General features: G+C 42.3%; 9 protein-coding genes. 7 read left to right on the top strand and 2 right to left on the bottom strand.

All coding sequences use genetic code 11. The annotated features are described in order from the left end of the window. Positions 1 to 432: 432 nt before the first annotated feature. Complete coding sequence (locus tag L1286_RS09370; RefSeq protein WP_235406643.1) at positions 433 to 1,683, top strand: MFS transporter; 1,251 nt, start codon at positions 433 to 435, stop codon at positions 1,681 to 1,683. A 3-nt stretch (positions 1,684 to 1,686) separates the two neighbouring features. Then, a complete protein-coding gene (locus L1286_RS09365; RefSeq protein WP_235406642.1) occupies positions 1,687 to 2,562 on the top strand; it encodes an ROK family protein in 876 nt (291 codons plus the stop codon). 60 nt (positions 2,563 to 2,622) lie between these two features. On the opposite strand, the gene L1286_RS09360 is transcribed toward L1286_RS09365, so the two are convergent. Continuing rightward, the gene (locus L1286_RS09360) at positions 2,623 to 4,797 is read right to left on the bottom strand and encodes a fasciclin domain-containing protein (protein WP_442961701.1); all 2,175 of its coding nucleotides are present in this window, start codon (positions 4,795 to 4,797) and stop codon (positions 2,623 to 2,625) included. 647 nt (positions 4,798 to 5,444) lie between these two features. Further along, positions 5,445 to 7,490, bottom strand: a complete 2,046-nt coding sequence (locus tag L1286_RS09355; RefSeq protein WP_235406640.1) for an NACHT domain-containing protein — start codon at positions 7,488 to 7,490, stop codon at positions 5,445 to 5,447. Positions 7,491 to 7,902: 412 nt separating this feature from the next. Here L1286_RS09355 and L1286_RS09350 point away from each other — a divergent pair, with 412 nt between their 5' ends. Genes L1286_RS09350 through L1286_RS09330 form a run of 5 tightly spaced genes read left to right on the top strand, consistent with a single transcriptional unit; the run spans position 7,903 to position 13,776 of the window. Then, the gene (locus tag L1286_RS09350) at positions 7,903 to 9,171 is read left to right on the top strand and encodes an efflux RND transporter periplasmic adaptor subunit (protein ID WP_235406639.1); all 1,269 of its coding nucleotides are present in this window, start codon (positions 7,903 to 7,905) and stop codon (positions 9,169 to 9,171) included. A gap of 25 nt (positions 9,172 to 9,196) precedes the next feature. Continuing rightward, positions 9,197 to 9,922, top strand: coding sequence for an ABC transporter ATP-binding protein (locus tag L1286_RS09345; RefSeq protein ID WP_235406638.1), 726 nt, complete (start codon positions 9,197 to 9,199; stop codon positions 9,920 to 9,922). Between the two features lie 14 nt (positions 9,923 to 9,936). After that, positions 9,937 to 11,226, top strand: a complete 1,290-nt coding sequence (locus L1286_RS09340; protein ID WP_235406637.1) for an ABC transporter permease — start codon at positions 9,937 to 9,939, stop codon at positions 11,224 to 11,226. Between the two features lie 9 nt (positions 11,227 to 11,235). Next, entirely contained in the window at positions 11,236 to 12,459 is a 1,224-nt protein-coding gene (locus tag L1286_RS09335) for an ABC transporter permease (protein WP_235406636.1), read from the top strand. A 54-nt stretch (positions 12,460 to 12,513) separates the two neighbouring features. Then, complete coding sequence (locus L1286_RS09330) at positions 12,514 to 13,776, top strand: sigma-54-dependent transcriptional regulator (RefSeq protein WP_235406635.1); 1,263 nt, start codon at positions 12,514 to 12,516, stop codon at positions 13,774 to 13,776.

Here is a 13,776-nt window from a genome sequence, read left to right as displayed (position 1 = left end):
TTACACATTATGTTTTTATTTGGAATAATTTGGCGATAGAATGTTCCGCTTCGGCGTGCTTATATGAACTAAATTCACGTCTATTAATATGCGTGAAATGCACTTCTCATAGATGCTCAATCAGACGCTATGCTTATGAAAAGTCACTTTTTCAAGCTGTAGCTATTTGATCTTTATCCAATCGTCTTGGTTAATCGCGCTTTTACAAAAGTACATATTTTGATACCGACTTTTTAACCTATCACATGCGCAATAGTGGGCTTGAATTGTATTGATAAAGGGTTGAAAAGTGCCGCATAACCCCTTCAATTAGCGGCAAACTAGCCTTATTTGACGAGTTAAGGTGATGGTGGATTCCCCTTGGATCATTTGTCTGCCAACAAACAGATCCTATTTTTGCCATCACCTTTTTATTTAAATAAGGTGCTATAAATGAACAAGAATTTGACAGCCGTGGGCATTGTACTCACGACCTTCTTTGTGATTTCCTTTTTTACCAACATTCTCGGGCCCATTTTTCCTGAATTAATCCGTAGTTTTGACATTGGCTTGGCGTTAGCGGGGTTTTTTCCATTTGCATTTTTTGCAGCCTATGGCGTGATGTCTATACCGGCAGGGTTACTTGTGCAACGAACAAATGAAAAGTTTGTCATGATGCTGGCATTTGTACTATCGACGTGTGGTGCGCTTTTATTTGTTTTATTCCCTTTTTTTGAATTGGCGATGGTGGCACTCTTTTTAATTGGCAGCGCAATGGCGTTGTTGCAGGTTGCCATTAATCCCCTGTTGCGACGATGTGGAGGGAGTCAACACTTTGCATTGTTATCTGTGGTTGCGCAATTGATGTTTGGCGCGGGGGCGACTTTGTCACCTGTCGTGTATATTCATTTGTCTGGCGTAGCCGAAGTACCCGACTCGTTACTCAGGGTAATGGTGCCCGTGAATATGAGTTGGCTCAGTATGTACTGGCTATTCGCGTTAATGAGTCTTGTGATGTTGGTGTGGATTGCCATATCCCAACTGGGACAAACGCAATCGACGGATGAGCAACAACGTTTTTCTCTGCAAGATTGTCTCGCATTATTTAAAAATACGACCGTGATAAAATATTTTCTCGCCATTGCTGCCTATGTCGCACTAGAGCAAGGTATTGCGAACTCTATCGGCATTTTTTTGCAGCAGGTACACGCGCTTGACGCCAAGCAAGTCGGTGCAGGCGTAGTCAGTGATTTTTGGATGATGTTGACACTTGGATGCTTTGTTGGCCTGGCGTTGATGAAATTATGCGATGTCAGGAAATTATTATGTTGGTTTTGTATGGGGAGTGCACTGAGTCTCTTCACCGCGGTATTAGGCCCTAAACACTTCGCAGTTTTGGTGTTTCCAGTGACGGGATTTTTCCTCTCCATTATGTGGTCTGGGTTATTTTCCTTGGCTCTGAATTCATTTGAGAAAAACCATGGTGCGATCGCAGGAATTCTGTGTACTGGAATTATCGGCGGGGCATTGGCATCCCCAATCATTGGACTTCTAGTGCAGATTGTAGGGTCTTTGCAGATGTCACTGTTATCCTTATTGCTCCCGCTTGGATATATCTTTTACGTCGCACACAAGGCGCAACCTATCGTAAACAACCACACAATTCGTTTATTTGCTAAAAAAACGTCGCAGCAGGAAGCATAATTGATGGCAGGAAAAATAGTTTGTATTGATTTAGGCGGCACAAAGGCACTGTGTGGCGTCGCTTGTCAGGGAGTTGTGTCGAATGTGGCGCGTTATCCCGTGCCAGCCGATGCCTCCAAACAAGAGGTAACACATTTCCTCATTGAGTTAATAAGTCATACGCTTAGCGATGAATGTGATGGCATTGCCATTGGCATTCCTGGTGTTGTAGACAGTGACTTGGGTTATGTTTTTGAGGTTACTAATATTCCTTCATGGAGAAATATCTACCTATCTCATATTCTACAAAAGCGCTTTAACGTACCGGTGTTGGTCCACAATGACGTCAATTGTTTTGCATATGGGGAGTATAAATATGGCGCTCATTTTGATAGAGGTCGTCCATGTCATACAATATTGGGTGTGTGCTTGGGAACCGGGTTGGGCGCTGGAGTTGTTATTGATGGAAAAATTTATACAGGACGACAAGGGCTAGCTGGAGAGTTTGGCAGTGCGCCATACTTACAGCGGACGATTGAAGACTATTGCAGCGGTCAATTTTTCCGTAATTTAGGCACCGATGGCGAGAGGGAGTATGCACTGGCTGTGGCTGGTGACAAACGCGCGTTAGACTTGTTTGCGCAATTGGGTAACCACTTAGGTGTTGCGATTGCCCACATGCAATTGGCCTATGATCCCGATGTGATTGTACTAGGTGGTTCGGTGTCTAATTCTTATCATTTATTTGAAAGTGCAATGCGGACGCGTTTTGCCCAATATGAACAGGGTGAACACGTGGCGATCAATATAAGTAGCTTATCGCACTCGCCCCTTATCGGTGCATGTGAGTTATTCTATCAGCGTTATGGTGCTGAAGTCGTGCGATCTGAGCTGGTTTAAAAACACAAAACAGGGTATGGCTGTTACGGCCATACCCAAAGTCGGCAGGAAATAAATCCTTTAGTCTACTGTGGTTATCACAGTATCAATTAAGTGGACAACCCCATTGGCGGTGTAAATGTCTTTTTGCGTAACGTTGCTACCTTCAATTTGCAGTCCAGATGTGGGCAGTGATACTTGCCACCATACATTGTTAACGCCTTGTCCGTTATTTTGACCCGCTTCGGTGTCTCCACTGAATAGATAAAGTGGGCGGCCTAAATAAGCGGCTTGCATGGTACCGTCTTGTCTTTCTATGAGTGATAGACCTGGGATGTTGGCTATTTGAGCCGTTGTTGCAATAAGTGGCGGCCATGAGGTAGCGCATGCATCATTACACTGACTTTGGGCAAACGTGAGATCATTGTCGAACACATATAAGGTGAAACCGGCTTTGCTTTGTGCTTTACCTGCCGTTAATCTTTGCTTGTCTGCATCATAAGCGACTGAATCCGTTTCTGTATTAGCGGACCCAGCAAAATCAACCACAACAATGTCCAACATATTATTCGCAAGCGTATCTACCTGTTTGCCGTTCAGCTTCAGCGCCGCCATGGCAGATGCTTCGATCCCAAGGACGTGTTGTGTGAGCACATTTGTGAGCGCCGGCACATCTGCCAGTAACGCATTTAATGTGGCAGTTGGAATTTTTTCAAATGCGCGATTTGTGGGAGCGAATACAGTAAATGTTTTGCTTGTGTCAGACAGTGTCCCGACAAGGTTAGCAGTCGTTAACGCGGTCACCAATGTTGAAAGCGAGTCGGTTTCAGTGGCCACGTCGACAATCGTTTTGGTCGTTTGTGTTTTGTCTGTGGGCGGCATAATGACTTTGTCGAGCACGTGGATCACGCCGTTGTCTGCGCTGACATTCGCAGTTCTTATCACAGCGTCGTCAATAAATAGCTTGCTATCAACGATACTGAGTGCTGCGTTATCAGAGTTAGCCATACCAACCATGTTGTTTTCTGAAGAGGCAACGGATGCTGCTGCGTCAGACATGATACTTTGCCCTGACACCACATGGTATAACAGGATATCAGTCAGCATTTGCGTATCTGCAGCAAGTGCATCCAGTGTTTCTTGGCCTAGCGCGGCAAATGCAGCGTCAGTGGGGGCAAACACAGTAAACTTTGAGGTTGGTTCTGACAGTGTTTGGTCTAACCCCGTTGCGCCAAGTAGGCTGATTAGAGTATTGAATGAGCCAGCATTTTGCGCAACTTGCGGTATCAATCCCAAAGATTCTGGCACAGTAACATCACCGACCACGACGGCATCTAGTACATGGATAATACCATTTGACGCAGCGATATCCGTTTGAGTAACTGTCACGCCTGCAAACTTCAACATGTCGTTAGTGGCGTCAATGGTCACTGGCAGTTGGTTGTTCAGCAATGTTGTAGCGCTTTTACCATTCAAGGACATGGCTGTGATTGAGTCGACACCACCTGACACAATATGCTGTTTAAGGATATTCCCGAGCACGTCTGGATTGGCCAGCAATGTGTTTATCGTGTCGGTACCAAGCGCAGCGAACGCAGCGTCTGTTGGGGCGAAGACCGTCAGTGTCTGTGACCCAGTTAGTACGCTACTAAGGCCTGCCGTTTCGACTGCTTTGAGTAACGTGTTGAACGTGCCTGCACTGGTGGCCACTTCAGCAATATTTTGCGTCGAGGTTGCCGGTGCTGGTGGCATTAAAACCGCGTCAATTACGTGAATAATACCGTTGTCTGTTTTTATATCTGTTTGTGTAACGGTTGCGGTATTGATTAACAAATTATCTCCAGAAAGCGATAAGGCGAGCTTTGCGCCATTCACCGTTGCAGTCGTTTGCCCTGCCAATGACAGTGCGGTTTCTGCGTTCACCTCAGACGCCAGTACATGATAAGTCAATATACTAGACAGTGTGTTGGTATCGGCAAGTAGATCGTTGATTGTATCTGTGCCTAAAGCTTCAAATGCGGCATCGGTGGGTGCGAACACGGTAAACTTGTTTTGCGTGTTATCCAATGTTGCGTCTAGGCCTGTTGCTTCTAAAGCGGCTACCAATGTGGTGAAAGAGCCTGCCGATTTAGCGGCGTCGTACACCGAGTTTTCAGGTTGTTCTGGCGTCGGTGTGATGACAGGGTCGTCATCATCAGAGCAGGCCGCAAGTGTGCCCAGCGCTGCCACGAGTGCGATTTTTGCAATAATATTCACGATCATCTCCGTTGGAGTGGTTAATTTTCCGGCAATACGGGGAGGTTAGAAATTCAGATCATGATTTTTTAAGATGATATTGATTTTTTATTTTATTTTTTTACATTTCTATCTCATTACATAATGGAAGTTAAATGCATAAGTTGTTGATTTTTAATGGTGTTTTTTTATATTCATCTTTACTGGAAAAGCACGCATATATTTTCTGGTATCAGATTGCGATTTCGCGCATATATGTGCATTGTGCTGATTTTGAGACTCAGCAATCTGCTTACACGAAAGAAATAGCCTTCACATGAAGAGCGCGGTTCTCACTTTTCACTGAATATTTGACCGAGCGCTGTGTACCTAGCGGTAGCGTATTCGTCTCACTCCACAGTCACATAATTTATGTATAAAAAGGGTATCTTGCATTCGTTGCGCGATATTCAAAAATCTAAACGTCTGTCCTTCTGTCGGTATTCACCTACTGTCATGTGCAATCCTCAACTTAATTTGCGGGTACAGTGGCCTATACGCTCACACTGCCTGCGAATATAAAAAGTGTCGCGCACAATGGTGATTTTAATTTGGACATAACTTATCCCTTATTAGTGATGATGAGTGTCCGTGCTACGTATCTAGATTAAAAATCCATCACCGACGAATCAAAGGTTTAATACGATGTGCGTTGCTTTATTCACCTTATAGGTTTTAGTTTTCCCAAATGGGGATTTGACTTTAACGGTATCCGTTTTCTTATGATTAGAATGAATATTCAGTTTACCATCCTTAACATTGATATCTAATAGAATGTTTGATTCAATGATTGTCCAGCCATTTATATCAACTTCTTTAAAACTTGATTTTTTAATAGACGCTTTATTAGTAACTATTTTTGATGATTGGAATGTACAGAACTTTGCTTTTAATGGAAAACAGTCAGTCGTTAATAAAGTGCAATTTTCTAATGCGCAGAATTTAAATGATGACTCCCTTTTAATTGCCTGTGTCGACTCACTGTTTAAGGTAATTTCAACATCAAATATCAAAGAAGTGTGAGCTGTTAAGTTTTCTACTTTACTTTTGTTTTTTGAGGTTTTTAAAGGAAGAGGTTTGTTTTCTTCTGAATTTGATTTGTTTGATATTCTTTTGATATAAAAGGCATCTTCCTTCGTTACTTTTGCCTCATTATTCATCTTTAAAAGTATCTTTTGATTTATTTCTTTGTAAATTGTTGAACTTTCTTTTGGGCACAAACTATCTTCTGCATTATCTAGATTAGATGCTAAAAAAGACTCTCTTAGAAAAAAACCTGACTTTATACTTTTACTGGCTTTGAACTTTCCGTATTGATATAGGCCTGCATCTTCTTCTGTAAACAGCAATCCATTAGAGAATGATGGTATTTCACATGAACTAAAAAAGTCGAGACTATTTAGTGGTATATAAGTTTTCTCATTTTTATTCTTGAGTCTATTATTAATGTAACCAAAGGCAAATAAAAATTCACGTAAAGTGAGGTGGGAAAATCGAAAATCGCCAGAGTATTTTTTATTAAGCAACGAGTTTCCACTGATATCAATGTTATTTATTCCTTCGATTATTACATCTTTGCATGACTTTAATATCTCTATGTTTGAGCTTGTTTCGCAAAACCTACCAATTTCTAGTAAAGATATAGTTTCTTTATTGTCTCGAGTGAGTTTTTCTGCAATCCAAATGCAAACTTGAAATATATCCGAATTTGATATTTTTATTCCTTTATTTCTTAATCTTCTTACTTCACGATCAAGCCATGCATCAACGAGCTTTTTATAAATATAATACTCACCTTGATCGTTCTGAATAGTTTCAACTACATCCTCTATATAAGACAGCAAAAGCGGACGAAGTTGTAGGGAGCCCATTTTACTAATGGACTTGTATGTGTTGGCTGATCTTTTACAAGGTACCCAGGAAACTTTTCTTTGTACAAAGTTACCAAACCTAAGTCGTAAATACTTTTTAACTTCATCCTCTCTAAATAATGATAAATACAGTATTGGACATTTATATCCTGCGATGTCCACCATTTTATTTCTTTCATATTCTATTTCTCGGTCGAGTGGGAAAAACTGTGTTCTGCAAGTTATAATGACTCGGTGAAAATGGGCTGTGTGCTTTAGAAGCTCTTCAATACGGGCTTCAGTGGATTTACCAACAGCGGTGGGGTCTTCATCTAAAGAGTCTAATAACAAAATAGTATTTGATGGATCATCTACTTGAGAAATTTTTTCGAGAGAATCACAACCGAGTTTAAGAAAAATACACTCTCCTTTTTTAGGCAGAAAAGATGCTATATGCATTAACTTTATTATCGTTAACAGTGATGTTTTCCCCATGCCAGCGTCCGCCAAGATAAAGAGCTGGTTCCTGCCTTCACCTTTTGGAAATCCGTGGGAAAAAACCTCATTTATTTTCTCAAAAACAGGTTGATGGGGGTGAAACCTTGGTTCCTCTTCATCTTGTTGGGCTGGGTTTCTATCTTGGCAGCGCGGCTCAACGTAATATTTGACGAGTTCTCTAATGCCTGGGACGATTTTTTTGAGCTCTTTTATCTCTTTGGCGCGCTCGCTTCGCTTGTTCAAAAATATTATTAATAGCTTTCTTGCTAAGTTAATAAGCACTTTATTTGACACATAATTTGGCTCTATATCTTTTATATTTCTCATGTTTTTCCTTGAAATAATATCTTTGCCTGAATCTAGTCTCTAACTCTACACAGCCAATTAATGAGATTATGAGATTTCGAGTTAAGAAAGTGAAAGAAGCCGTTCCACACATAATTATATTGAGGTAGCCATTAGGCATGTTGTTTTTCTAAGCCGTATAAATATAGAAGCAGCCTGCGTAAACAGTGAACAACTTCACTTTCAAACACATTTATATCAAAGCTTTGTCCGGTGTCCAAGTAGGTGTCACATAAAGGCTTTCTTGGACACTTTTGGACAGCATGGGTGTCCATTCGGACACTCACAAAACATCAAAAAACAAAAAGTGTATAAATTTCAATTTGTTAATGTTTTCTTAAACTTGGCACTGTCTTCGCTTCTATCAAAGCATACGAGTAAAAAGGTGAAAGTTATGATTGATGGAACGCAGTCGCAAGATGAATTGATTACGCCAAATAAATCCAAGCACACGATAAAGTATGTATTGGTCGCTTTGTTAATGACAGTGATATCTGTCGTGTCTATTCCGGCAATAAGTCAGTGGTATGCAGGCGTAAAAACTGTGCCATATGCACAACTGCTCACGGCAAAAGTGATCAGGCAAGACTTAATTCGGGATGTGTCGGTGTCAGGCCGTTTAGTGGCAGCTAATGCACCACAGGTATACAGCCCTGAGCCTGGGCAAGTAACACTTTTGGTCAAACCCGGCGATACCGTTGAAGCCGGTGCGTCTATCGCACGTATTGACAGCCCAGAACTAGACGCGTTAATTGCGCAACAAACATCGTTATTGACGCAACTAAAATTAGATGCTGACAGAGGCCTATTGGCTGACGACGAAGCGCAGCTTGACTTAGAGCGCAGTTTAGACGAAGCCGCAGTGCGTTTAAGTGCGGCCAAGCGAGAGAAAACGCGCTCACAGGAGTCTTTTGAAAAACAAGTGATTAGTCAGCTAGATTACGCTCGTAGTCAAGATACATTGTTGGAAGCAGAGTTAATGCATCAACATGCTGAAAAACGAGTGGAACTGGCGAAAAAGCGACTGACCTTTGAAGCACAAACCAGAGGCTTCGCGGTCATACGTCAAAACCAGATCCTTGAAGAGCTCAAACGTCGTAAACGCGCTTTAGATGTGCAATCCCCTGTAGATGGCGTCGTAGGCAACTGGCTCGTGCAGCAAAAAGAGGAAGTGGCTGACGCACAGGCACTCATGACTATCGTTGATTTAACGGAATATGAGGCTGAGTTACAAGTACCTGAGTTTTATGCGGATGACTTAGGCATTGGGCTCAAAGTGGCACTCACGTTAGCAGGCCAGTCACTGAATGGCGAGATCAGTGCGGTATCACCCGAGATTAAGCAAAATCAGGTGGTTGTAAGGGTTAAGGTCTTGCACACGCAAGCAGCAAAGTTGCGTCAGAATCAACGTATCAATGGTCGTATAGAATTTGAGAAAAAACCCCAAGTCTTACAGGTGAAACGTGGGCCGTTTCTGACCACTTACGGTGGTAAAAAAGCATTTATTATTACCGAAAATATGGCGAACCTACATGAAATAAAAACAGGTGCATCCAGTGTTGAGTACATCGAGCTTGTGGCAGGTGTAAAAGAAGGGGATGAAGTCATCATTTCTGACTACGAGGCATTTAGCCATAGCCAGACATTTAATATTGATAGATAAAAACAGAATTAAAAAGGATAAAACCATGCTTTCAATGAAAAATATAAGCCGTGTATTTAGAAGTGAAACAATTCAAACTCATGCACTGAGAGACTTCAGTCTAGAAGTAGAACAAGGAGAGTTTGTGGCTGTAACGGGACCGTCTGGATCAGGTAAATCCACATTTTTAAACGTTGCTGGCCTATTGGATAATTTTACACAGGGAGAATACAGCCTAGATGGGACCAATGTGAAAGGGCTGTCGGATGATGACCTTTCGCGATTACGCAATGAAAAAATTGGGTTTATTTTTCAAAATTACAACCTCATCCCAGATTACAGCATTTTTGACAATGTTGATATGCCATTGCGTTATCGGGGTTTAAGCGCTAAGCAAAGGCGCAGCAGGATTGAATATGCCCTTGAACTCGTCGGGTTGGCCAGTCGTCATAGTTATCTGCCAAGTCAATTATCGGGTGGTCAACAACAACGAGTGGCTATTGCGCGTGCGCTTGCTGGCGAACCTAAAATTTTGTTAGCTGATGAACCTACCGGAAATTTAGATTCATTAATGGCTAGACAGATCATGGACTTATTGAAAGAAATAAATAAAGAGGGCAGTACCATTATTATGGTAACACATGACCCAGATCAGGCGCGTGAAGTAAATCGCAATATTCAAATTATTGATGGCCAGATCACGGATTATAGTATTTATGCACCGATGCAGCCGGACTCAAGTGTGGCGTTAAACAAACAAATGCCGGCTTAGGGAGCAAAAGTCTCATGGAAATGTTTTTATATTATATCCATCTGTTTTTAAGAAATATTAAGCGGACCCCCCTGTTTTTCTCTCTGGTGATTTTAACCTTATCTATTGGTATTGGGACTTTGTTGGCAAACTTGTCTATGTTGTCACTGATGTCAAAAGATCCGATCCCTGGCAAAAGTGAACAAATATTTAGCGTTAATATGAATACATACGCCGGTGCAAACAATACTTTTGGGAGTATGCATGTGCTGAGATATAGCGACGCGAAGGCAATTCTCGACTCAAAAGTGGCTAACAATGCGACCATGCATTATTCCAGTATGGTTTACAGCCGAAGAGCCGATGCGGAAGATTTGACGCGATATGCAAGCCCGACACGTGCCACGACCGCCTCATTTTTTGAAATCATGGGCGCCCAATTTGCACATGGTGAGCCATGGAAAAACGAACATAGCAATAGCATCGTGATTGGCCACGAGTTAAATGTAACGTTGTTTGGCGGTGCCAATAGTGTAGGTGAACAACTGGAGTTACAAGGCAAAGTCTACAATATTGTAGGGGTACTGGCCCCTTGGGAAATGCGTCCACTATTTTACCATGCAACAGAGGGCAAAGCATTCGATAAGACGGATGATATCTTTGTCCCTATTGAAGTGGCAATAGACAACAACTGGGCTGTGTTCGCGCGCACAATGTCGACTGATAGCTACACAACACTCAAAGAAACACGCCAGATCAACGCCTACTACGTTCAAGTATTTGTTGAATTGCTGGACCAGCAGCAGCGACTGGCCTTTCAAACTTTCATAGACAGTTATTCTGAGCAGTTAAAAGAGAAGGGCAATCACCGTCATGAGGTGGACAACAGACTCTACAACGTTAATGAATGGTTGGCTAAAAATGAAGTGGTGAATAAGGATTTACTGGCGTTCACGATTGCAACGGGTTTGTTCTTGTTGGTATGTATTTTCAATGCCAATAGCTTGATGCTATCAAGGTATCAAGCGGGTCAGTTTGAAGCAAACCTAAGGCGTGCAGTGGGGGCGAGTAAGAGGCAGGTGTTTTTTCAAGGCGTTATAGAAAGTATCATTCTAGGGCTTATTTGTGCACTGCTGTCGTTTGTGTTGGCATTTAGCCTATTAGCATTATACCGACAGCTTTTTGATGAGTTAGCCCCGGTCGCTGAGTTGCCTTTACACATGTTGGTTATTGGGCTTGGTGTTGCATTGACTTCGAGTCTTTTAAGTACAGTGTATCCGCTTATTCAAGGCACACGTACATCACTTGCAAGCATTTTAAAGTAGGAAACTGATATGAATATCAAAGCATTATTTAAATCCATGTTATTGAGAAAGTTTGCTACTGGATTGCTCATTTTTCAACTTATTTTAACCTTAGGACTGGCATGCAATAGCTTGCTGTTGAGTATTGAGGCGAATGAAAAAATGTCCCGCGATGTGGGTTTTGAAATGGACGATGTGCTGGCATTCCAAATTAGGCCCACTTCAGAGGCATTTTTAGATGCGGACTTCTTTTTATCCGTGGTGGAAGAAGACATGGCTGCCCTTAAAAACCTAACGGAGGTTGAACTTGTATCATACACGAACCAGCTACCTCTTATGCGAGGAGGGAATTTCCACTCAATTGAAGACATTAACCACCCGCAAGATGTACCTGTAGATAGTCAGTTCAATGGCATTCCTACTTATTATACAGGGCAAGACTTTTTTCGGTTACTGGGTGCGAATATCTATCAAGGGCGAGATTTTGAGGCGTCAGATAATGCGACACGTGGGTATTTGGCAAGCATGGACTTTGAACCCAATATCATTTTGACACAATCTTTGGCGCAAGCGCTATATCCAGGAGAATCTGCAGTTGGCAAGCAAACAAATGAAGGTCGTGTGGTCGGGGTGGTGTCAGATTTAGCGATCACCCCATCTCGTAAATATGCGCATTATGGGATCTTTAAGTTCAGAAATATGGCGCGGGCGCAAGCGAGAATGTTCTATTTACTTAAGGTTACCCCTGGCAATGTACAGGAGATTAAGAAAAAGATAATCTCAGCGATGAAGGAGGTGCATCCAGAGCGAGATATTAAAGAGATTTTTACCATGAAAGCGCACCACAGTGATTATTACAAAGAGTCAACGAGCTTAGCCACATTGTTTAGCCTGCTCACTGCATTTATGCTGTGCGTGACGATGATCAGCAGTTTTGCCCATGCACATTTCCATGTATCGAAGCAGAAAAAGCTCATCGGGATTCGACGTGCTTTGGGCGCGCGTAAAAAAGATGTATTAGTGTATGTGATGAGTGAAAACTGGCTTATCAGCTCCGTTGCTGCTGGATTAGGTATTGCCAGTGTAATTGGCATTAACATCTTGTTAGGTAAAGTAATTACCATGCCAAAGCCAGATGTAATCAGCTATTTAAGTTGTGTTATGATTGTGTTTATCTCTGGTACGATTGCCACTTGGCTACCAGCTTGGAAAACAACAAAAATAGCGCCTGTTACGGCTACTCGCACAGTTTAAAAAAGGACATAGACCCCACTTACCGCTTTGGAGAGTGGGGTTAGATAGCAAGTTATGAACACGATTCTTATTGTTGATGATAACCCCGATATTTTAGATGCTTTGGATTTGTTATTGAGCATACATAATTACAAAGTAATTAGCGCCAGTACGGTTAAAGAGGCCTTGCTGAGTGTATCGCGGCAAAAAATCGATCTCGTGATCCAAGATATGAATTTCAGTGAGGGCACTACATCTGGCGAGGAGGGCAAACAGCTATTTTATGCGCTAAAAGAACTGAACCCAACATTACCAATTATCATTATCACAGCATGGAGCCAGTTAGAAACGGCCATTACGCTCATTAAATCCGGCGCGGCAGATTACTTACCCAAACCTTGGGATGATCGAAAGTTATTGGAGACAATCTCTGAGCATATTTCGGTTGCTGTGAAGCCAGCTCAAACGAGTGCATTGATTTATCAGAGCAAGGAGATGGCCGAACTAATCTTTACCACCACGAAGGTGGCGGCAGCAGAAATAAATGTATTGATTACAGGGCCAAACGGTTCAGGCAAAGAAAAGCTGGCTGACTATATCCACCAAAAGTCGGCACGATTAGACGCTCCATTCATAAAAGTGAATATGGGGGCAATACCACAAGAGTTAATGGAAGCTGAGTTATTCGGGGCGGAAAAAGGCGCTTTTACTGGGGCCAATCAAGCACGAATGGGCCGCTTTGAGGCTGCTGATGGTGGTACTTTGTTTTTAGATGAAATAGGCAACCTGTCTTTATCTGGTCAAATGAAACTCCTGCGTGTGCTACAAACAGGCGAATTTGAACGCTTGGGTTCAAATGTAACGCAAAAGGTAGATGTGAGAGTCGTCAGTGCAACCAATGCTAATCTACTCATTGATATCAAAAATGGTCAGTTTAGAGAAGATTTGTTTTACCGCTTAAATGGGATGGAGCTGTGTATTTTGCCCTTGAATAAACGCAAGGGGGATATTCTGGCGCTTGCGAAACACTTTATTGGTGATGCCCATCAGCTTACAAAAGATGCTGAGCAGTTTTTATTACAGCACCCTTGGCCTGGCAATGTACGTGAATTAGAAAACATGTGCAAACGGGCTTTAATTTTTGCGCACGGTGGTGTGGTCAATACCTCAGCGCTGAGTGGACAAGAGCACACACCTACCTTGAGTGAAAAGGAACATATATCAGCGGTGTTGGAGAAACATGATTGGATCATAGCCCATGCTGCGCAGGAGCTAGGTTTAAGTAGACAAACGCTATATCGACGAATAGAAAAGTTTAACTTGGCCAGAGGCGAATAA

It is taken from the genome of Pseudoalteromonas sp. SMS1 (assembly GCF_021530565.1).
In the GTDB taxonomy this organism is placed as follows: domain Bacteria; phylum Pseudomonadota; class Gammaproteobacteria; order Enterobacterales; family Alteromonadaceae; genus Pseudoalteromonas.
The sequence above is the reverse complement of the archived record's forward strand: the minus strand, read 5'-3'. Positions and strand labels throughout refer to the sequence as shown.

Coding starts and splice junctions, on each gene's coding strand:
- L1286_RS09370 (WP_235406643.1), top strand. CDS start 433: ATGAACAAGAATTTGACAGCCGTGGGCATTGTACTCACGACCTTCTTT.
- L1286_RS09365 (WP_235406642.1), top strand. CDS start 1,687: ATGGCAGGAAAAATAGTTTGTATTGATTTAGGCGGCACAAAGGCACTG.
- L1286_RS09355 (WP_235406640.1), bottom strand. CDS start 7,490: ATGAGAAATATAAAAGATATAGAGCCAAATTATGTGTCAAATAAAGTG.
- L1286_RS09350 (WP_235406639.1), top strand. CDS start 7,903: ATGATTGATGGAACGCAGTCGCAAGATGAATTGATTACGCCAAATAAA.
- L1286_RS09345 (WP_235406638.1), top strand. CDS start 9,197: ATGCTTTCAATGAAAAATATAAGCCGTGTATTTAGAAGTGAAACAATT.
- L1286_RS09340 (WP_235406637.1), top strand. CDS start 9,937: ATGGAAATGTTTTTATATTATATCCATCTGTTTTTAAGAAATATTAAG.
- L1286_RS09335 (WP_235406636.1), top strand. CDS start 11,236: ATGAATATCAAAGCATTATTTAAATCCATGTTATTGAGAAAGTTTGCT.
- L1286_RS09330 (WP_235406635.1), top strand. CDS start 12,514: ATGAACACGATTCTTATTGTTGATGATAACCCCGATATTTTAGATGCT.